This is a genomic window from Oceaniferula spumae (assembly GCF_042849255.1).
Classification (GTDB): domain Bacteria; phylum Verrucomicrobiota; class Verrucomicrobiia; order Verrucomicrobiales; family Akkermansiaceae; genus Oceaniferula; species Oceaniferula spumae.
In genome coordinates, this window is the sequence record NZ_AP026866.1 from 4,355,181 (window position 1) to 4,374,219 (window position 19,039).

The 19,039-nt window shown below is 52.3% G+C and carries 19 protein-coding genes and 1 tRNA gene; 18 read left to right on the top strand and 2 right to left on the bottom strand.

What is annotated here, in order from left to right; translation table 11 throughout:
* Window positions 1-142 precede the first annotated feature (142 nt).
* From ACSPJT_RS18525 to ACSPJT_RS18535, 3 genes are all read left to right on the top strand, one after another.
* The gene (locus ACSPJT_RS18525; protein WP_435894052.1) at window positions 143-1,336 is read left to right on the top strand and encodes a hypothetical protein; all 1,194 of its coding nucleotides are present in this window, start codon (window positions 143-145) and stop codon (window positions 1,334-1,336) included.
* Entirely contained in the window at window positions 1,333-2,724 is a 1,392-nt protein-coding gene (locus tag ACSPJT_RS18530) for a TonB-dependent receptor (protein ID WP_435894053.1), read from the top strand. The genes ACSPJT_RS18525 and ACSPJT_RS18530 overlap by 4 nt, the downstream gene beginning before the upstream one ends.
* A gap of 112 nt (window positions 2,725-2,836) precedes the next feature.
* Window positions 2,837-3,793, top strand: a complete 957-nt coding sequence (locus ACSPJT_RS18535) for a GNAT family N-acetyltransferase (RefSeq protein ID WP_435894054.1) — start codon at window positions 2,837-2,839, stop codon at window positions 3,791-3,793.
* A gap of 11 nt (window positions 3,794-3,804) precedes the next feature.
* Here ACSPJT_RS18535 and ACSPJT_RS18540 read toward each other — a convergent pair whose 3' ends face one another.
* Window positions 3,805-5,028 carry an MgtC/SapB family protein gene (locus tag ACSPJT_RS18540; protein ID WP_435894055.1) on the bottom strand — a complete coding sequence of 408 codons (1,224 nt, stop codon included), beginning with the start codon at window positions 5,026-5,028 and terminating at the stop codon, window positions 3,805-3,807.
* A gap of 172 nt (window positions 5,029-5,200) precedes the next feature.
* Between ACSPJT_RS18540 and ACSPJT_RS18545 the strand changes: the two genes are divergently transcribed.
* Both ACSPJT_RS18545 and ACSPJT_RS18550 read left to right on the top strand, forming a co-directional pair.
* Window positions 5,201-6,517: a sulfatase family protein gene (locus tag ACSPJT_RS18545; RefSeq protein ID WP_435894056.1), complete on the top strand. Its 1,317-nt coding sequence runs from the start codon at window positions 5,201-5,203 to the stop codon at window positions 6,515-6,517.
* Window positions 6,518-6,619: 102 nt separating this feature from the next.
* Complete coding sequence (locus tag ACSPJT_RS18550) at window positions 6,620-7,639, top strand: L,D-transpeptidase family protein (RefSeq protein WP_435894057.1); 1,020 nt, start codon at window positions 6,620-6,622, stop codon at window positions 7,637-7,639.
* Window positions 7,640-7,710: 71 nt separating this feature from the next.
* Here the strand turns inward: ACSPJT_RS18550 and fusA (ACSPJT_RS18555) are convergent, their stop codons facing one another.
* Complete coding sequence (gene fusA, locus ACSPJT_RS18555; RefSeq protein ID WP_435894058.1) at window positions 7,711-9,831, bottom strand: elongation factor G; 2,121 nt, start codon at window positions 9,829-9,831, stop codon at window positions 7,711-7,713.
* A gap of 221 nt (window positions 9,832-10,052) precedes the next feature.
* Here fusA (ACSPJT_RS18555) and ACSPJT_RS18560 point away from each other — a divergent pair.
* The 13 genes from ACSPJT_RS18560 (at window position 10,053) to rpsC (ending at window position 18,994) form a co-directional block, all read left to right on the top strand.
* A tRNA-Met gene (locus ACSPJT_RS18560) sits at window positions 10,053-10,127 on the top strand.
* Between the two features lie 498 nt (window positions 10,128-10,625).
* Window positions 10,626-11,000, top strand: a complete 375-nt coding sequence (gene rpsL / locus ACSPJT_RS18565) for a 30S ribosomal protein S12 (RefSeq protein ID WP_309490735.1) — start codon at window positions 10,626-10,628, stop codon at window positions 10,998-11,000.
* Between the two features lie 32 nt (window positions 11,001-11,032).
* Window positions 11,033-11,506, top strand: a complete 474-nt coding sequence (rpsG, locus tag ACSPJT_RS18570; RefSeq protein WP_435894059.1) for a 30S ribosomal protein S7 — start codon at window positions 11,033-11,035, stop codon at window positions 11,504-11,506.
* Between the two features lie 51 nt (window positions 11,507-11,557).
* Complete coding sequence (gene fusA, locus ACSPJT_RS18575) at window positions 11,558-13,711, top strand: elongation factor G (protein ID WP_435894060.1); 2,154 nt, start codon at window positions 11,558-11,560, stop codon at window positions 13,709-13,711.
* 41 nt (window positions 13,712-13,752) lie between these two features.
* Window positions 13,753-14,061 (top strand): 30S ribosomal protein S10, encoded by a 309-nt coding sequence (gene rpsJ, locus ACSPJT_RS18580; protein ID WP_435894061.1) that lies wholly within the window; start codon window positions 13,753-13,755, stop codon window positions 14,059-14,061.
* Between the two features lie 55 nt (window positions 14,062-14,116).
* On the top strand, window positions 14,117-14,764 hold the full coding sequence (gene rplC / locus ACSPJT_RS18585; protein WP_435894062.1) for a 50S ribosomal protein L3: 648 nt from the start codon (window positions 14,117-14,119) through the stop codon (window positions 14,762-14,764).
* A gap of 34 nt (window positions 14,765-14,798) precedes the next feature.
* Window positions 14,799-15,404, top strand: coding sequence for a 50S ribosomal protein L4 (gene rplD, locus ACSPJT_RS18590; RefSeq protein WP_435894063.1), 606 nt, complete (start codon window positions 14,799-14,801; stop codon window positions 15,402-15,404).
* Window positions 15,405-15,440: 36 nt separating this feature from the next.
* Window positions 15,441-15,725 carry a 50S ribosomal protein L23 gene (gene rplW, locus ACSPJT_RS18595; protein ID WP_435894064.1) on the top strand — a complete coding sequence of 95 codons (285 nt, stop codon included), beginning with the start codon at window positions 15,441-15,443 and terminating at the stop codon, window positions 15,723-15,725.
* 69 nt (window positions 15,726-15,794) lie between these two features.
* Window positions 15,795-16,634 carry a 50S ribosomal protein L2 gene (gene rplB, locus ACSPJT_RS18600; RefSeq protein ID WP_435894065.1) on the top strand — a complete coding sequence of 280 codons (840 nt, stop codon included), beginning with the start codon at window positions 15,795-15,797 and terminating at the stop codon, window positions 16,632-16,634.
* Between the two features lie 41 nt (window positions 16,635-16,675).
* Window positions 16,676-16,945, top strand: coding sequence for a 30S ribosomal protein S19 (gene rpsS, locus ACSPJT_RS18605; protein ID WP_435894066.1), 270 nt, complete (start codon window positions 16,676-16,678; stop codon window positions 16,943-16,945).
* 44 nt (window positions 16,946-16,989) lie between these two features.
* Window positions 16,990-17,739, top strand: coding sequence for a hypothetical protein (locus ACSPJT_RS18610; protein WP_435894067.1), 750 nt, complete (start codon window positions 16,990-16,992; stop codon window positions 17,737-17,739).
* A gap of 27 nt (window positions 17,740-17,766) precedes the next feature.
* Window positions 17,767-18,261 carry a 50S ribosomal protein L22 gene (gene rplV / locus ACSPJT_RS18615; RefSeq protein WP_435894068.1) on the top strand — a complete coding sequence of 165 codons (495 nt, stop codon included), beginning with the start codon at window positions 17,767-17,769 and terminating at the stop codon, window positions 18,259-18,261.
* Window positions 18,262-18,298: 37 nt separating this feature from the next.
* Window positions 18,299-18,994, top strand: coding sequence for a 30S ribosomal protein S3 (gene rpsC, locus ACSPJT_RS18620; protein WP_435894069.1), 696 nt, complete (start codon window positions 18,299-18,301; stop codon window positions 18,992-18,994).
* Window positions 18,995-19,039: the final 45 nt, after the last annotated feature.

Sequence of the window (19,039 nt, forward strand, 5' to 3'; positions counted from 1 at the left end):
GAACATCGTTTTTTCCGTGCCAAGTGCTACTCACAAGAAAAGGACATGGGCGGCTTTAGCCTGTCCAGTTTGCCGCTTTGTCTTTCGCGTACCGAAGAATCATCCCGGTGCCGGAGTGGTCTGTCCAGCTTGTCATTATCTTTTGAATATTCCCAAGGGAACTGATGCTGCTAGGGCTAAAAAAGTCTCACACCAGTCGATTGCTCCTGTGCCGAGGTCGAAAAAGGAGCCTCGCCCCATCGCAGCCCGGCCACTCGAGCAAGCTCCACCAGCCCCAGAGAAGGACAAACCAAGCATGCCCGCCGCAAAAGCAGCCACGTCAGCTTCATCGGGTTCGACTGGACGCCGCAGGGTGCGTCATAAGGGGGCTGGAGAGATGGCCGAGCCAGATTGGGAACAGGCGCCTTCCTCGTCGTCTCACAAACATTCGGAAGAAAGTAGTCCATTGCTTTGGATCGTTGGAGGTTCATTGCTCGGCCTGAGTGTCGTTGGAATCGGTGCATGGTTAGTGATAGGCTCCATGAACAAAGATCGCACAGCAGTGACCGAGACAGCGGAGCAATGGGTCCCTGAGGAAACGACGCTCACAACAGGGGATGAAGAAGTTGAACTCACCGAGGATGAAAAGAAAACCCAGCGTGAAATCCAGGATTCCATCGATGCTGGTGTCAACGTGCTGACTCAGGCTGAGGAGGTGGTGACGAAATTTTTATCCGCCAAAACAGTCGAAGAACTTGAGCCACTTGTTAGGTTTCCCGATGTGGCGATGCCCAAGATTAGGAAATGGTATCAAACACATCCATTGGAGCCAATCGCTGTCAAAACTGTGGGTTATGGAGGAAGGGTCACTGTGAAAGGCGACATGGCATCGTTGGCAGTTCAGTTAGATGACTACAGTGTCAGGCAAATCGCACTCGAGCGGACACCTAGCGGGTATCGGGTCGATTGGGAAAGCTGGGTGTCCTGGACAGAGATGGACTGGGAAGATCTTTTCACCAAACGTCCAGTCGAACCTAAGGAGGTCCGGGTGAGATGTTCCGTGGACACCTATTATAACCGTGATTTCAATGACGATACGAAGTGGCTTGCGGTCAAACTGATCAATACTGAGTCAGACCGCACGCTTTACGGATACGTCGACCGCGATGATCCTTCCTTGATGCGATTCGTCGGTGATCTTGGTGCCGGTTCAACCGCAGCGACACTTAAAATACGTTACCCGAAAGATGCCGCGGCAGATAACCAAGTCATCATTACCGAGCACGTTATGAACGGCTGGGTGACCCCCGCTAAATCAGAAAAATCTACAACCGATCAAAAATCAAACACTCCATGAGCGATCTCCAAGGAAGAGAAATTCCCTCCACATACGACAAAGCACTTAGAATCAATCTTGATGGGGCAAAATACGGAACGTTCGCTGAAATCGGAGCAGGCCAAGAAGTGGCTAACTGGTTCTTCCGGGCGTCGGCATCTGCGGGGACAGTAGCCAAGACGATTTCCGCCTATGACATGACGATGAGTGATGCTATTTATGGCAAAGCCAATCGTTACGTATCTCGCCAGCGCGTCAGCTCCATGCTTAAGTATGAGTTCGATCTACTGGTCGAGCGACTCGGTGAGGGGCGGGGGAGTGATACCACGTTCTTCTCATTCTGTAATACAGTTCGCGCGCGTGGCTACCGTGATACTGGGGAATGCCACGGTTGGTTAGGCATCCGTTTACAGCTAAGGCCAAACACGGAAGCGTGTCAGATCCTCATCCACGTGCGCCTGCTAGATCAGGAAAATGTGGATCAGATGGAAGCACTTGGCATCATCGGGACCAATCTCATTTACGCGGCATTCTATCACCGTGACAGACTTTCACTCTTCACGGAATCTCTGATGGATGGATTGACCAAAGAGCGAGTGGAGGTGGACATGCTCAAGTTCAGTGGCAAGGGCTTCGAAATGATCGATAACCGCCTATGCCATCTTCAATTGGTTAGAAGCGGCCTAACAGATGCTGCAATGTTCCTACCCGATGGTGAAGTGGTTCAGCCCGCTGAAGCCCTTTATCGGAAACCCCTCATTCTTCTGCGAGGTAGTTTTGATCCGGTGACCAATCTGCATATGGACATGCTCAAGCAGACCCGTGAAGCTTTCCAATGTAATCTGCCGGAAGATCAGCGGGACAATACCATCGAGCTGTGTGAGATCTCGATGAATAACCTGCTTAGAGAAGGTGAGGTTGATCACCTCGCGTTTATCGATCGGGCCGATGCGCTGCAGGCTCTCGGGAAAACGGTGCTTATCTCACGCTGTCCGGAGTTCCATCGCATTGCCAGCTATCTGAGCCGATATACGACCAGCCCCATCGGTATTGTTCTCAGTATCGGTTTGCTCAACGAGCTGTTTAAAGAAAAATGGTCTGAGAATTTGGCTGGTGGCATTTTAGAATCTTTTGGCCGTTTGTTCAAACACGAGCTTTCTCTCTATGTTTACCCTTGGAAGAATCGTAGTTCAGGAGAGCTTGTAACGGCAGAAAATTTCCAAGCACCCGAAAAACTCACCCACCTATACGCTTACTTTCGCGATCAAGGCATGATTCATCCGATCCCATGTGGCGAGCAACGACTGCTTGATTATACGGGTCGCGATATTCAAAGAATGATTGCCGATGGTGAGGATACGTGGAAGTCTCTCGTTCCTGAGCAAGCACGCCGCGCCGCGCTGCATTGATCCGACCTTATTCACCATCAAAACTCATCATTCAAATTCAGTGTCTTGGGGAGATGTTAGAGGCCTTTTGCAATACGTTCCGCAATTTCGCGGAAAGGTATTTGTCATTGTTGTGGACGCACCGGAATCGGCTCTGGCCGAAACGATGCTGGATCTTCTTTCTTTGCAAAACATTGGGGTCCGCTTGGTGATTGGTAGCACCGTTCACAGTACAGATGATTTGTTAGATCGAGCTGCTGAAGTGGAGTTGAAATACAGTCAGACTGTTTTCACGAGTAACGAAGACGAAGTCTCAGCTGCGCTCTTGCGTGGACAGGCAGTGGTGGCAGATTTTCATGGAGCCGATCCATTTTCAGAAGAAATTGCCAACCTGGCTACTTCGCTATCGGCGCGTAAGCTGGTGCTGTTACACGGACCAGGGAGTATACCCGCCCAAGGTGCAGTGCGTGCCACGGAGGTCGGCGAGGATCAGTCAGAACTGTTAGTGGCTGCCGCGACAGCATGCAAAGGGGGGATTCCCCGGGTGCATATTCTTGATGGCTCTGTGCCGGCAGTGCTGCTGAATGAGCTGTTCTCCAATGAGGGTGTGGGAACCATGGTCTATGCTGACAGTTACCGCGTGATCCGCCCGTTGCGCGAGGAAGATATCGTAGAGTTGTTAGGTATGATCAGCCGTTCGGTGAGAAACTCCACTCTGGTGCCACGTGGCTATGCGGACATTGAGAAACACATCGGTGATTACTCAGTGATGGATATTGATGGCAACGTGGTGGGAAGTGTGGCTCTGCACCGTTATGCGGATCAGGATTGTGCGGAGGTGGCCTGTCTTTACGTCAAACAAGCGCACGAAGGCTTGGGCTACGGGCCTGAGCTGGTACATCATGCTGAGAATCAGGCTCGCGGTTATGGACTGGGCTCAGTCTTCGCCTTGACGAATCGCGCGGCGGAATTTTTCCAGCACCAGTTGGGTTACAGCGAACAGGAGATTAATAGCATACCCACTACGCGGCGTGAGCAACTGTTAGCCAGTGGTCGTAACTCTCGTGTTTTCAGTCGCAGTCTCGACTAATTTCCTGAATATTACGGCCAGAGTAGCAGGATGCCGATCCCTCCCAACAGCGATGCCGAAAATGCGATACACAGCGGTTTGATTAGAGAGCGGGGCCCCAGGATGATAGCGATCGCAGCCTTGAATACTAGGTTCGCCATGCCGCCGATCAGAATCGATCTCCATGCAGTGCCAACGGCGATCTTATCATCGGCGACAAGTTGAGCAGACGAAAGAGTGATGGCGTCCATATCGGTGAGTCCTGAGACAGCAGCCACCATATAGACACCTTGGAGACCGAGGTGGTCATTGGCGGCCGCCACGCCTAACAAAACTACGGCGTATAGCAGGCCGAAGATGACAGCCGCTGGTAGATCGGATGGGGGCTTGTGCTCGGATTTTGTGCGTTTTTCATTACGGGTGCGGATGAAAAGTATGACGGAGATCACAGCCATCCAGCCCATCATCGCGAGTAGCGGGTATGCCAGCTCAAACCATTGGTCTAGTGACACCACCGCGATTTCAAACAGCACACGGGCGAAGACGATGGTGGAAGCGATCATCAAGACCGTGGCAACAAGTCCGGCAGGCATGTTTTTCTCGGATTTGGCCCGGCGTGAAAAAGAAACCGTGGTGGCGGTACTGGATATCAGTCCACCAAGCACCCCGGCAGCGATGGTGCCTTTTTCCGCACCGATGAACTTGGAGACAAAATAGGCCATCAGCGAAAGCCCGACAATCAGCACCACCATCATCCATATTTTGAAAGGATTGATCGCAGAGTAGGGGCCGTATGACTCATTGGGTAACAGCGGCAGAATGACCAAGGCTAGCAGAGTGAGTTTGGCAATGGCCTTTAGATCCTCCGCGCTGAGTCTTTCCGAGAAGTTGTGCAATGGTTTTTTAGCCTGAAGCAGAAGCATGCAGCAGCCGGTTAGTAGTATGGCGACTCCGTCATGACCTGCATTCAACATCGCACCGATGACAAAGGCCAGTAGGCAAGCGATTTCCGTGGTGAACCCCGCGCCATCCTTACGGTCGGGATGCATGGCGCTGGTGATCAGCATTCCGGCAGTGGCCAACAAGGCGGCAGCCATTTGCCAGCCTCCGAGTGCAGCGGAGGCGGCCCCTAACAGTGTGATAAGAGGAAAGGTGCGGATGCCTGCACGGTGGCCTTTGATAGCTTCTCGTTGGAGGCCTAGCAGAAGGCCAAGGCCAAGGGCCAGAAAGTATGGTTGGAGTTGTGACCAGCTCATGTCAGAGGGAGTTAGGGTGATGTTATGAGGTGAATATTCGTTGGTGAACCCCTAACCATAGGTCAAAATCTATCCAGACGCCAAAATTTTTTTACGTGCGTTTTCACGGTGGCTCACGTTGAGTAGGGACGTGAGAAAAGCGATAGGCAAAATAGTCCTGATGGTATGTTTCATGGCTGCCTCGGTAGCTGGGGCAAAGGATAAGATGAATATTCTGCTGCTTTATGCTGATGACTGGAGACATGATACCTTGGGGGTAGCAGGTAATCCGGTTGTTCAAACCCCTGTGCTGGATGCCTTGGCTGGGCAGGGGATGCGGTTCACGTGGAACTGTGTGACCACCTCCATCTGCGGTATTAGTAGGGCCTCGCTCTACACTGGCCAGTGGATGTCTCGCCACGGGAACGAATCGTTCAAAATGTTCAAAACACCATGGGAGAACACTTATCCGGGACAATTGCGGAAAGCTGGCTATAGCGTGGCGCATGTGGGGAAATGGCATAACGGAAAATTTCCTGCGGCGAACTATGATTTCGGACGTGCCTACCATGGTCGTCACTGGATCCAGCAAGAGGATGGCAGCAAAATCCATGTGACTCAAAAGAATGAGCAGGATGCCTTGGAGTATCTGCGAAGTCGTCCGAAGGATAAGCCATTTTGTCTGACTGTCTCCTTTTTTGCCACGCACGCCGAGGATGGAAACCCCAAACAATTTCTACCTCAGCCTGAAAGTATGAAATGGTATCAGGATGTAAAAATCCCAGTGCCCGAAAATGCCACCGAGGAGTCATGGCGAAGTCTACCCAAGTTCTTTAACGAGAAAAACGAGGGGAGGAGACGGTGGCACTGGCGCTTCGATACGCCGGAAAAATACCAGCGGATGATGAAAAACTACTACCGCTTGGCCACTGAAGTTGACCACACATGTGGTGAGATACTCGCGGAGCTGAAAAAGCAAGGGGTGCTGGACAATACCTTGGTCATCTTCACAACCGATAATGGCTACTACCACGCCGAGCATGGATTGGGCGACAAATGGTATCCGCATCAGGAAAGTATCCGTGTGCCTTTGATTATTTCTGATCCACGCATGCCGAAGGGATCACATGGTCAGACCGATGCCGCATTGACTTTGAATGTGGATCTGGCTCCCACCATTCTGAACGCGGCAGGAATCAAGCCCCCCGAGAGTATGCAGGGAACAGACATCGCCCCCCTCTATTTGGAGAAGCAAAGACCCTCCTGGCGTCAGGATTTTTTCTACGAACACCCAACGCTGCAAAACAAGTCGTTCATTCCTGCCTCAGAGGCATTGGTGAATAAGGAGTGGAAGTATTTCTTCTGGCCAGAGCATGGGATCGAGCAACTCTTCCATATCACTGTCGATCCCCATGAGGAAAACGATCTGGTGAAAGACCCGGAATACCAAACGCAACTTCAGGAAATGCAGAGGCGTTTCAAGGAACTGAAGCAACAGGCTGGTAGTTAGGTTTCTTAATAACGTGTGAATGCAGATGAAATAAGACGTTAAGTCTGCTGTAAACGAGGCTCGAAGCTTGCAGTGGTGAGGCCTTTTTAGTAGTTTGCAATAATGACTCAACTTAAGCTCTCCGTACTAAATAAATACTCCCTGTTATTGCTCGCCGTTCTTCCGGCGACCTTGGCTCCCAAGGCTGATGCCGAGGAGAGGGAGCATAATCCAGCTTCGTACACTTGGGAGCCTCAGCTTTCACAAAAGGGACCCGTTGTCGTGACGGTTAGCTTGAAAACCCAGACCGCTGCTGTGTATCGCAATGGTATTAAAATCGGAAGTTGTGAGGTCAGCTCCGGCAGAAAGGGACACACGACTCCCAGTGGGGTTTTCCACATCCTCAACAAGGATGCGGATCATCGATCAAAGACTTATAACAATGCACCTATGCCTTATTCCGAAAGGCTCACTTGGGACGGAGTGGCGCTCCATGCTGGCTCGCTTCCCGGACACCCCTCGTCTCACGGTTGCATCCATTTGCCATATGATTTCTCAAAAAAACTTTTCGGAGTTACCCAGAAAGGAACCACAGTAGTTGTAACCAAGGAACAGCCGGATGTGCATGTTTCTGATAGCCACTCACTGGGATTCAAAGGCGGTGAATCCTCTGACTTCATATGGAAGCCGCAAGCATCGCCGGATGGTCCTGTTTCGCTTCTCTTCAGTCGTGCCGATGGTAAGATCTATGTGCTGAGAAATGGAGTGGTGATTGGAGAATGTGTGGTCAAAACGAGTTTGTTTTCCAAGAGGGTGGACGGTACGGCTGCATTTGTGTTCAGCGGATGGATTGTTGACGCCAATAAACAAAGTGCCCGATCCTCGTGGATACAGATAAGTGACAGTAAAGAGCATCACACGGATACTTTGGATGAGTGGTTCTCCTTGGATCCGAGGTTCCAGCATCTCCTACAGGCTGTGATCATTCCCGGTACAAACTTGGTGGTTACAAACGAGGCGGTCACCTCGGTATCGCGCTCGAGCCGTGGATTCAATTTGCTGCAGGGGCTGAAAGAAGAGAAAGCTGAAACAGCCGACCGCGCTGCGGAAAAATCCAAGAAGGTCAAGAGCCCCAAGAAATAGGGACGCATCAATAAAAAAGCGCCGACTCGTTAGAGCCGGCGCTTTGGGTAAATGGTCTGTAATCGGACAGATTACTTACGCTTTTCCTCTTCGCGTTTCTTGGCCTCGGCGATGACTTCGTCAGCCACGTTCTTAGGACAAGGTGCGTAGTGGGAGAACTCCATGGAGAACTGGCCACGACCTGATGTCATGGTGCGCAGGTCACCGATGTAGCCGAACATGTCGCTCAGTGGGGCGTCTGCCTTGACGCGGATACCGGTAGGTGTGCGCACCTGCTCCTTGATCATACCGCGGCGGCGGTTAAGGTCACCGATGACGTCACCGACGTTGTCTTCAGGAGTGAAGACGTCGAGTTTCATGACAGGCTCAAGGATCTGAGGTCCGGCTTTTGGCATGGACGCGCGGTATGCAGCTTTAGCGGCGATCTCGAACGCAATGGCGGAGGAGTCAACTGCGTGCTGAGCACCGTCAACCAGAGTCACTTTGAAGTTCAAGCAGGGGAAGCCAGCAAGAACACCTTTATCCTTGGAGGTCCGGAAGCCTTTTTCAACAGCTGGCCAGAATTCCTTGGGCACGTTACCACCGACGACTTTGGATTCGAACTCGAAGTCAACGCCTTCGGCTGGATCAAGAGGCTCGATGACGTAGTCGATCTTACCATACTGACCGGAACCACCGGACTGCTTCTTGTGAGTGTAGGAATCTTCCACACGCTTGGTGATGGTCTCGCGGTAGGCCACCTGAGGCTTACCAACTTCAACTTCCACCTTGTGGGTACGCTTGAGGATGTCCACCTTGATGTCGAGGTGAAGCTCGCCCATACCCTTAAGGATGGTTTCACCGGAATCCTGATCAGTTTCCACGATGAATGTAGGGTCTTCCTTCACCATCTTACCGATGGCAGTGCCGAGTTTCTCAGCATTGGCTTTGTCCTTGGGAGCAACTGCGATGGAGATAACCGGATCTGGGAACACCATTGGCTCGAGTGTGGCCGGGTGGTCTTTGTCACAGAGAGTGTGACCGGTTTGAACGTTCTTCAGTCCGACCAAGGCGACGATGTCACCGGCCTGTGCTCCTTCGAGTTCGATACGGTCATCGGCGCTCATCTCAACGATACGGCCTACACGCTCGGTCTTGCCGGTGAAGGTGTTGAGGATGGTGGCACCTTTTTCGAGTTTACCGGAGTAAATACGTGTGAAGGTAAGGGCACCGTATTGGTCGTCCATGATCTTGAATGCCAGCGCACGAAGTGGTGCGTCAGGAGTCACGATGGCAAACTCGCCAGTTTCGTTTCCTTCAGGGTCAACTTCAGGTTGTGGTGGAACTTCAGTAGGGGAAGGGAGGTAGTCCACAACGGCGTCGAGAAGAACCTGCACACCTTTGTTTTTAAATGCGGAACCGCAGTAAGTTGGGAAGAACGCAAGGTCGATGGTGCCTTTGCGGATGCACTTCTTGAGGTCCTCGATGCTTGGCTCGTTGCCGTCGAGGTATTCCATCATCAACTCGTCGTCCTGCTCAACGGCAGTTTCAACGAGTTGCGCACGGTATTCCTCTACTTTGTCGACCATGTCGGCAGGGACGTCTTGGATTTCGTAGTTCTCAGGCTGACCGGAGTCATCCCATACCCAGGCTTTGCGGGTAAGCAGATCGACAACGCCCACCATGTTGTCCTCGATGCCGATTGGCAGGACCATGACGAGCGGCTTGGCTGCGAGCACGTTTTTGATTTGGTCAACAACGTCGTAGAAGTCGGCACCTGTGCGGTCGAGCTTGTTAACGAAGATCACACGGGCGACCTTGGATTCGTTAGCGTAGCGCCAGTTGGTCTCGGATTGTGGTTCAACACCACCGGATCCACAGAATACACCGATGCCGCCGTCGAGAACTTTCAACGAACGGTATACTTCTACGGTGAAGTCAACGTGACCGGGAGTATCGATGACGTTGAAACGGTATGGAGTTTTCCATTGCTGGGTGCTACCAGGCCAGAAGCAGCTGACTGCAGCTGACTGAATGGTGATGCCGCGCTCTGCCTCCTGCTCCATGAAGTCGGTGGTGGACTCACCTTCGTGAACTTCGCCGAGTTTGTGGATTTTTCCTGTAAGTTTGAGGATACGTTCAGTGGTCGTGGTCTTACCAGCGTCCACGTGGGCGAAAATACCGATGTTTCTGTAGAGAGAAAGGTCTGACATTGCTTTGTGTTCTTAGTTGTTGGGTTCGCACCATGGATGTGGTTGCGATAGAGTCGTGCCGAATCATCGACGCGGCGGCGTGTAACTAGCGGATTATGAACATTTGGCAACATTAGATTGAGAAATATGATGTTTTTATGCTATTTTTTATCGACAAGAACGAGATCTCATTTTAATTCCCCTCCGCGTCGCGGCAACAGTGCCTCGACCGAAGAATGAATGGCAGAGTAGCTCAGGGGTAGAGCAGAGGACTCATAAGCCTTTTGTCGGGAGTTCAAATCTCCCCTCTGCTACCATTCTTTCCCTCGTCTTTTAAAATAATGTTTTAAGCGAGGAGGCCCGGGCTTCGATCGGCAATTTTCTGAAGCTTTGTTTTGGCTCTCATGAGTTTCAATCACACTGAGCAGTTAATCTCTAAAGGATATACTTTTAAGGTTTCGCGGTTGATTTGAGCCAGCTCAGAAAAAAATGACGAAAATAATTCAAATACGTCTTGCCAGACTGGGTTTGATTTGTATATTCGCCGCCCCTCGCCGCAGCCCAAGAGGAAAAACAGGGCTGTATTACATAGATAAAAGCTGCAGGAAAGCAGTTAAACTATCGGGTAGCTCCGGATAAGAGGCGGTTTTCGAGGTCACTTAATATACCTCGTGCCTCTTGGGCGCACCTCGGTGGTTTTTATGATTTCCCACCAGCTGGATTCTGTTTCTGAATTTAATTCACCAGCCAAATTTTCAAATAAACATCTCAGAAGAAACCTCTCTGAAACTTTAAACCAAAACCAAAGCAGGAATATGCCTACCATCAACCAGCTCGTCCGCAAAGGGCGCAAAACACCGGTGACCAAGTCAAAGTCACGCGCACTGAACAACTGCCCGCAACGTCGTGGCGTTTGTCTTCAGGTTATGACCCGCACACCTAAGAAACCTAACTCCGCTCTTCGTAAAGTGGCCAAGGTTCGCCTTACCAACGGCCAAGAGGTGATCGCCTACATCGGTGGTGAAGGCCACAACCTTCAGGAGCACTCCATCGTTCTGGTCCGTGGTGGCCGGGTGAAGGATTTGCCTGGTGTTCGTTACCACATCGTTCGCGGTGCACTTGATACCCTCGGTGTCGATAAGCGTGGCCAGTCCCGCTCCAAGTACGGAACCAAGCGTCCGAAGAAGTAATTTTTTCAACTCAACTTTAACTATATAATACCATGGCTCGCCGCAAAAGAGTTTACAATCGCCCCGAAACTCGGGATCCACGCTACGATAGCCCCGTAGTCGGAAAACTGATCAGCAAGGTAATGCGCGACGGAAAACGTTCTGTTTCCGAGCGTATCGTCTATTCCGCGATCGACAAAGCTAACGAGGGAACCGACACCGTCGATCCTTTGGAAGTGGTCACACGCGCCCTTGAAAATGCCAAGCCACGCGTAGAGGTGAAAAGCCGTCGCGTCGGTGGTGCTACTTACCAAGTGCCTCTCGAAGTAGATCTTGGTCGTTCCGAGTCCCTCGCTATGCGCTGGCTCGTCACTTTCGCCCGCAATAAGAAGGGCACTCCTATGCACGTCGCTCTCGCCAACGAGATCAAAGACGCTGCCAACAACCAGGGCAATGCCGTTCGCAAACGCGACGACATGCACAAAATGGCCCAGGCAAACCGCGCATTCGCTCACTTCCGCTGGTAACAGTTTACCGCCAGCGGTTTTTTTACGCACTCATCTAACTCCTCATCCGTCATGTCTGAGAATCCCAATCATCCCAAACGCCCATATCCTCTGGAGCGTACGCGGAATATTGGGATTGCTGCGCACATTGACGCCGGCAAGACCACGCTCACTGAGCGTATTCTGTTCTATACCGGTATGATCCATCGGATCGGTGAGGTGCACGATGGTGCTACCGTGACTGACCACATGGAGCAGGAGCGTGAGCGGGGGATTACCATTACCTCCGCCGCTGTTACTTGTGAGTGGATTCAGAAAAAGAATGACGGTGTGTTCAAGCTCTTCGAAGGGCAGAAGGAGCGCATCAATATCATCGATACTCCCGGCCACGTTGACTTCACCGCTGAGGTGGAGCGCTCGCTGAGAGTTCTTGATGGCGCCATCGTGGTCTTCTGTGGCGTTGCCGGTGTGCAGCCGCAGACCGAGACCGTCTGGCGCCAAGCCGACAAATACAAGGTGCCCCGCATCGTATTTGTCAACAAGATGGACCGCACCGGTGCCAACTTCGAAAACGTCTTCGCTGACGTCAAAGCCAAGTTCGGTGTCACTGCGGTCCGCATTCTTATCCCGATCGGTGCCGAGGAAAATCTTCTCGGTCAAATCGACGTGGTGAACATGAAAGCCGTCATTTATAAAGATGACGATGCCATGGGATCCACCTTCGATATCAAGGATCTCGAAGGCGACACATTCGCCGAAGCCGAGTCCGCTCGCGAAGAGCTCGTCTCCACCCTCTGTGACAGTGACGAAGAACTCGGTGAGAAATTCCTCATGGAGGAAGAAATCACCACCGAGGATATCAAAGCTGCCCTCCGCCGCGCTACCATCGCTAACAAGGTGGTTCCAGTCGCAGGCGGTTCTGCATTTAAAAACAAAGGCGTCCAGTTCCTAGTGGATGCCGTGGTCGACTACCTCCCGAGCCCACTCGACATTCCAGCCGCCCAAGGTCATGAACCTGGCGACGAAGAAGTAGAAGTGCTTGCCGAGACCGACGATAACAAGCAGTTCTGTTCGCTCGCGTTCAAACTTTGGGCTGACAAATACGTTGGTAAACTTGTCTTCTTCCGTGTCTATTCCGGCACCGTTTCCAAAGGCGACATGGTTTACAATCCACGCACCCGCCGCAAGGAACGCATTGGTCGTCTGATCAAAATGCACGCGGACAAACACGAAGACATTGAGACCTGTTACTCCGGTGACATCGCCGCCATCGTCGGCCTCAAGAACTGCCAGACCGGTGACACCATCTGCACCGAGAAGTTCGACATCATGCTCGAACCACCACTTTTCCCAGAGCCAGTTATCTCCATGGCGGTCGAGCCAAAAACGGTTGTCGACCAAGAGAAGATGTCTCTCGCTCTCACCCGTCTTTCTGATGAGGATCCAACATTCCTCGTCAAAACCGACGAAGAAACCGGCCAAACCATCATCTCCGGTATGGGTGAACTTCACCTCGAAGTCATCGTCGACCGCATGATGCGCGAGTTCAAAGTCGCCTGCGGTGTCGGTAAACCACAAATCGCCTACCGCGAAACCATCACCCAGCCACACGGCGGTGAAGGTAAACTCGTCAAGCAGTCCGGCGGTAAAGGTCAATACGGTCACGTCATTCTCGATGTGGCTCCTGGCGAAAAAGGCAAAGGCCTTACCATCGATGACAAGGTCGTCGGGGGAGCCATTCCTAAAGAATTTATGAACGCAGTGCTCTCCGGAGTGCGCGAAGCCATGACCAACGGTGTCATCGCTGGCTACCCTGTAGTCGATGTTCACGTCAACGTCACCGATGGTTCTTACCACGATGTCGACTCGAACGAAAACGCTTTCAAAATGGCCGCCATCTTCGCCATGAAGGATGCCTTCAAGCAGGCAGGCCCGATCCTCCTCGAGCCCGTCATGGATGTCGAGGTCGTCACCCCTGAAGAATATCAAGGTGATATCATGGGCGACCTGAACCGCCGCCGCGGTCAGATCCAAGAGATCGAAAACAAGCCTATGCATGCTGTGCTCAAAGCCATCGTGCCGCTCGCGGAAATGTTCGGTTACTCTACCGCCGTCCGTACCCTTTCTAGTGGTCGTGCCGACTACACCATGAAACCAGCCAGTTTTGAGCAAGTTCCGCAAAATGTCGTGGACGCTCTCACCAACGACTACGCATACGCAAGTTAACACCTATCAACCCAACTCTGTAACTCTAACAAACATCCGCCATGCAACAGCAGAAAATCAGAATCCGCCTCCGTGCTTACGATCACCGCGCTATCGACAAATCCGCTTTGGAGATCGTCGAGACCGCCAAACGCACTGGAGCTAAAGTCGCCGGTCCTATCCCATTGCCTACCCGCATTGAGAAGTTCAGCGTGAACCGTTCGGTTAACCAGGACAAAAAGTCCTCCGAGCAATTCGAAATCCGTACCCACAAGCGCATGCTGGACATCGTTGATCCAACAGCACGCACCGTGGACGAGCTCAAGAAGCTCAACCTGCCAGCTGGTGTAGACATCGCCATCCGCATCTGACCCGTCATCAGATCATTACAAATCTCAAATTACTAATCACCAATCCCATAATACCATGGCACTAGGACTACTAGGAAAGAAAGTCGGCATGACTCGCATCTTCGATGCCGAGGCTGGCACCTCCATCCCCGTCACCGTCATCGACGTCGCTGGCAATGAGTTTCTCCAAGTTAAAACCACCGAAACCGACGGCTACTCCGCTGTTCAGGTTGGTTACGACGACCAAAAGGAATTCCGTTTGAATCTGCCCAAGCGCGGACACTTCGCAAAAAGCAATGTTTCACCTAAGAAGCTTGTCAAAGAGTTCCGCTTCGATAGCGACTCTGACATCCCTAACACCGAGGAAGCGCACCCAGGCGCAGAGCTTTTCGAAGCCGGCCAGTGGGTTGACGTTCTCGGAACTACCAAGGGTAAAGGTTTCCAAGGTGTTGTTAAGCGTTACAACTTCTCCGGTCAGCCTGACTCACACGGCCACATGATGCACCGTCGTCCTGGTGGTGTTGGCGCAGGCACATGGCCCGGCCGCATCTGGAAAAACAAGAAGATGCCCGGTCGTCACGGTGTTTACAACCGCACCGTCCAGAATCTCAAAATCGTTCAGGTTCGCCCTGAGGACAACGTGGTTCTCGTTTCAGGCGCCGTTCCCGGCCACAAAGGTGCTTACGTCACTATCCGCCCAGCTATTAAAAAAGCAGCTAAGTAGTATTTCTACTACTAACTAATTACTACATAGAACAATGTCTAAAACACTCTCTATCAAAGACGCGCAAGCCGCGAACATCAATGTGATCGATGGTCACAAGGGTGACCAGGCTGTGCACGATCTCATCACAGCTTACCGTGCAAACCGCCGTAGCGGCACCGCTTGCACCAAGACTCGTGGTGAAGTGAAGGGCTCTAACAAGAAGCTCTGGAAACAAAAAGGCACCGGCCGCGCCCGTGCTGGCACCACCAAGAACCCAGTATGGCGTGGTGGTGGTATCGTTTTCGGACCTCGTCCTCGCGACTACTCCAAGACCGTCAACAAGAACGTACGTCGCCTCGCACTCCGCAAGGTCCTCGGTGACCTCATCGCAGGTGAGAACGTGATTTCCGTTGACAGTTTCTCCGTCGCCGATGGCAAGACCAAGTCATTTGTCTCAGCGATCAAAGGTTACACCGAGGCACGTAACGTGCTCGTCGTTGCCGAGAAGTTCGAAGACAAAACTTACCTTGCCGGCCGCAACGTTCCTAACGTTCTGCTGATCACCGCCTCCGAGATGAATATCGAGCAGCTTCTGCGTGCCGATACCGTCATCCTCGTCGAAGACGCATACGAAACCCTCGCGCGCCGCACCGCTTAATTGCCACGGCCTAACACCTAACCCATTTTCATCACCATGAAAGATATCTACCAGGTCATCGACACCGTTCGCATCAGCGAAAAAGCCACACTCCTCCAGGAGCTGAACAACGAATACGTTTTCAAAGTGGACCGCAATGCTAACAAACTCGAAATCAAGCGTGCCATCGAGCAACTCTTCGGCAAGAAGGTTGAAACTGTCCGCACCATGAACTGCAGTGGCAAGAAGAAACGCGAGCGTCGTGCTGACGCCGGCCGCACAGCCCACTGGAAAAAAGCCATCGTCCGTCTTAAGGATGGCGAGACTCTTGATCTCGTCTAATCCCGTCAGACCGACACCCTACATTTCACATCCGCTGAAAAACGATAACATCGAACCCAATAGCGAACCATGCCTCTGAAAAAATTCAAACCAGTAACTCCTTCTAACCGCTACAAAGAGTGGCCAAGTTACGAAGAGATTACCAAGACTACGCCTGAAAAAAGCCTTACTCGCCCTCTGAAAAAGAGCGGTGGACGTAACAACCAGGGCCGTATTACTTGTCGCCACAAAGGTGGTGGACACAAACGTAAATACCGTCTCGTTGACTTCAAACGCAACAAGCAAGACGTGCCAGCTACCGTGCTCAGCATCGAGTATGATCCTAACCGCACCTGCCGCATCGCTCTGATCCAGTATCAAGACGGTGTTAAAAGCTACATCCTCGCCCCTGTTGGTTTGGAAGTTGGTGCTACTGTGATTTCTGGCGACAGCGCAGCCCCCACACCGGGCAACGCAATGAAGCTCAGCAGCGTTCCTCTCGGAACTGCGATTCACAACATCGAGATGACTCCTGGAACTGGCGGTAAGATCGCTCGTTCCGCAGGTCAGCAAGCTGTGCTCTCCAACCGTGAGGAAGGTGGCCACGCTCTGGTTAAAATGCCATCCGGTGAAATCCGTAAGTTCAACGGCAATTGCCTTTGCACCATCGGCCAGGTCGGTAACCGCGATCACATGAACGAGGTTTCCGGTAAGGCAGGACGCAGCCGCTGGAAGGGCATCCGCCCAACAGTCCGCGGTATGTGCATGAACCCCGTCGATCACCCCAACGGTGGTGGTGAGGGTAAGTCCAAGTCCGGTGGTGGTCGTCAGCACCTCACTTCACCTTGGGGTCACACCAAAGGTCAGAAGACTCGTAAGAAGTACAAGCCGAGCAACAAGTTCATCGTGTCCCGCCGCAAGAAGAAGTAGCAGGCCATTTTTAATTCCCAATTCTTAATTACTAATTCATTATGCCACGCTCACTTAAAAAAGGCCCGTTCGTTGACCAGAAGTTGCTCGCTAAAATCGATGCAGCTGAAGCCAGCAAAGACAAAAAGCCTATCAAAACCTGGAGCCGTAAGTCCGTCATCACTCCGGACTTCGTAGGTCACACCTTCCACGTTCACAACGGCAAGACATTCGTCACTGTCTACGTGAACGAGAACATGGTCGGACACAAGCTCGGTGAATTCTCACCAACACGTATCTTCAAGGCACACGGTGGTATCGGTAAGCGCTAATCCGCTTTTCTGAAACATCGTCCAACATCCCATTCATTACCCGCATGCAACTTACCGCAAACGTCACCTCAGCTCTCGCCGGAGTTTTTCTCCTCGGCGCTGTGGTTCCGTGTGCGGCGCAAGCAGGTAGTGCTGATGGGGAGGGGGACAAGGATCGTCAGATCCGCCTGCTGGAACGTCAGCTTGAAAAAGCCCGAAACCAAAACCACGTGCTTGCCCGTGACCTCGCCGCTTCCAAAAAGCGCGAGGCCGAGCTCAGCAAGAGCGTTACCGAACTCCGACTGCGTTTTGCTGCCCTCGGCAGTAATCTTCTCAACGGTGGCCAGGAGGCCCTGCTTGAGGCGGTGAAAAACGCCGAAGTGCTCGATAAACGTTACACTGCAACGGAAAAAGCCGTGCACAACCTCATGGCCAACATGCGCGAATACCTCCGCACGGCCATTACCGCGGACCCTGATTCACGGGTTCGTTTGGAAACTTCAATTAGAGAGCTTGACGCCGCCCTAGGTTTAGTGCAAAAGCCGCGTCCGCAGATGGCCCTAGGCAGTCTGCAACACGCAAAAATCATCAGTATCGACGCCGAAAGCGGCCTGCTGGTTATTAATGCAGGTGAGAATCAGTCCGTTCGACGCGGTATGACTTTCGCCATTATGCGCGGCAACCGTAAGGTGGCTGAGGCTGTCGTCGCTGAGACCCGCAAGGACTTCAGTGGCGTCTTACCCACAGAGCTCGACAATCCCAAGGACCAGATCCGCGCAGGCGACATCGCATCCGTAAAAACCGAACAACGATAACAAACTCACTTTTCAACCACTAGACCGATGGAAGTTAAATCCACTTACAAATACGCCCGCATCTCGCCTAAAAAGGCCCGTGATGTTGCCCGTGCCATTCAAGGAATGCCTGTTTCAGACGCCCTTGATGCGCTTGCCTACACACCTCGTAAAGCTGCCGCTCTCATCGGCAAGACTCTTAAGAGTGCTGTTGCCAATGCCGAGAATAACCACGAGCTGATTGCCGATGATCTTACCGTCAAGGAAGCCACCGTGGGCGATGGTCCTACTTTCAAGCGTTTCAAACCACGTGCCCGCGGTTCCGCAGGCGCTATCCGTAAACGCACCAGCCACCTTTACATCATCCTCACCGACGAGGAAGAAATCCCGGAGCCACGCGAACGCTCCTCCAAGCCGAAGAAACGCACTGTCGTTGCCAAGCCAAAAGCCAAAGCCAAGAAAGCTGCAGCTCCTAAGAAAGAGGAAGCTCCAGTCGAAGTTGAGGAAGTAAAGGCCGAAGACAACAACAAAGATGCTGAGTAATCGCTTTTCCATCTAACTTTCAAAAATACACTACATCATGGGCCAGAAAATCAATCCGATCTCGTTCCGTCTCGCCGTCTCCAAAGACTGGCGCTCCAAGTGGTATGCCACTGGAAACGACTACACTGATAAACTTCACGAGGACCTCAAAATCCGCGCGTATATCAAGAAGCGTCTTCACATGTCCGGCATTTCCAAGGTCATCATCGAACGTGCCTGGAACAGCGTCCGCGTCACCCTCTCCACAGCCCGCCCCGGTCTTGTCATCGGTCGCAAAGGTTCCGAGATCGAGAAAATGACCAACGACCTCAGCAAGCTTTGCGGTGGTTCCCAGGTGAAAATCGACATCCTCGAGATCCGTAAGCCTGAGCTTGATGCCCAGCTTGTCTGTGAGAACGTCGCCATCCAGCTTGAACGTCGTATTGCTTTCCGCCGCGCTATGAAGCGTGCCATCCAGACCGCCATGGAGTTCGGTGCCGAAGGTATCCGTATCCGCTGCGCAGGTCGCCTCGGTGGTGCTGACATCGCCCGTGCCGAGTGGTATCGCGAAGGCAAAGTGCCACTTCAGACACTGCGTGTGCCTATCGATTATGGTTTCGCTGAAGCCTCTACCGTTTACGGAATCATTGGCATCAAGACTTGGATCAATAAGAAGGAAGAAACAGAACAACAAGGAGGAGGCGGAGGACGCCCCCGTGGCGGACAGCGCCGCGACCGCAATAACGCTCGTTAATCCGCGGATCTCCCGAACATTATAACATTTACATAGGAGGATAAT

What these genes read in the sequence shown, in the direction of transcription:
- ACSPJT_RS18530 (WP_435894053.1), top strand. Translation starts at nt 1,333, where the DNA reads ATGAGCGATCTCCAAGGAAGAGAAATTCCCTCCACATACGACAAAGCA.
- ACSPJT_RS18540 (WP_435894055.1), bottom strand. Translation starts at nt 5,028, where the DNA reads ATGAGCTGGTCACAACTCCAACCATACTTTCTGGCCCTTGGCCTTGGC.
- ACSPJT_RS18545 (WP_435894056.1), top strand. Translation starts at nt 5,201, where the DNA reads ATGGCTGCCTCGGTAGCTGGGGCAAAGGATAAGATGAATATTCTGCTG.
- ACSPJT_RS18550 (WP_435894057.1), top strand. Translation starts at nt 6,620, where the DNA reads ATGACTCAACTTAAGCTCTCCGTACTAAATAAATACTCCCTGTTATTG.
- fusA (WP_435894058.1), bottom strand. Translation starts at nt 9,831, where the DNA reads ATGTCAGACCTTTCTCTCTACAGAAACATCGGTATTTTCGCCCACGTG.
- rpsL (WP_309490735.1), top strand. Translation starts at nt 10,626, where the DNA reads ATGCCTACCATCAACCAGCTCGTCCGCAAAGGGCGCAAAACACCGGTG.
- rpsG (WP_435894059.1), top strand. Translation starts at nt 11,033, where the DNA reads ATGGCTCGCCGCAAAAGAGTTTACAATCGCCCCGAAACTCGGGATCCA.
- fusA (WP_435894060.1), top strand. Translation starts at nt 11,558, where the DNA reads ATGTCTGAGAATCCCAATCATCCCAAACGCCCATATCCTCTGGAGCGT.
- rpsJ (WP_435894061.1), top strand. Translation starts at nt 13,753, where the DNA reads ATGCAACAGCAGAAAATCAGAATCCGCCTCCGTGCTTACGATCACCGC.
- rplC (WP_435894062.1), top strand. Translation starts at nt 14,117, where the DNA reads ATGGCACTAGGACTACTAGGAAAGAAAGTCGGCATGACTCGCATCTTC.
- rplD (WP_435894063.1), top strand. Translation starts at nt 14,799, where the DNA reads ATGTCTAAAACACTCTCTATCAAAGACGCGCAAGCCGCGAACATCAAT.
- rplW (WP_435894064.1), top strand. Translation starts at nt 15,441, where the DNA reads ATGAAAGATATCTACCAGGTCATCGACACCGTTCGCATCAGCGAAAAA.
- rplB (WP_435894065.1), top strand. Translation starts at nt 15,795, where the DNA reads ATGCCTCTGAAAAAATTCAAACCAGTAACTCCTTCTAACCGCTACAAA.
- rpsS (WP_435894066.1), top strand. Translation starts at nt 16,676, where the DNA reads ATGCCACGCTCACTTAAAAAAGGCCCGTTCGTTGACCAGAAGTTGCTC.
- ACSPJT_RS18610 (WP_435894067.1), top strand. Translation starts at nt 16,990, where the DNA reads ATGCAACTTACCGCAAACGTCACCTCAGCTCTCGCCGGAGTTTTTCTC.
- rplV (WP_435894068.1), top strand. Translation starts at nt 17,767, where the DNA reads ATGGAAGTTAAATCCACTTACAAATACGCCCGCATCTCGCCTAAAAAG.
- rpsC (WP_435894069.1), top strand. Translation starts at nt 18,299, where the DNA reads ATGGGCCAGAAAATCAATCCGATCTCGTTCCGTCTCGCCGTCTCCAAA.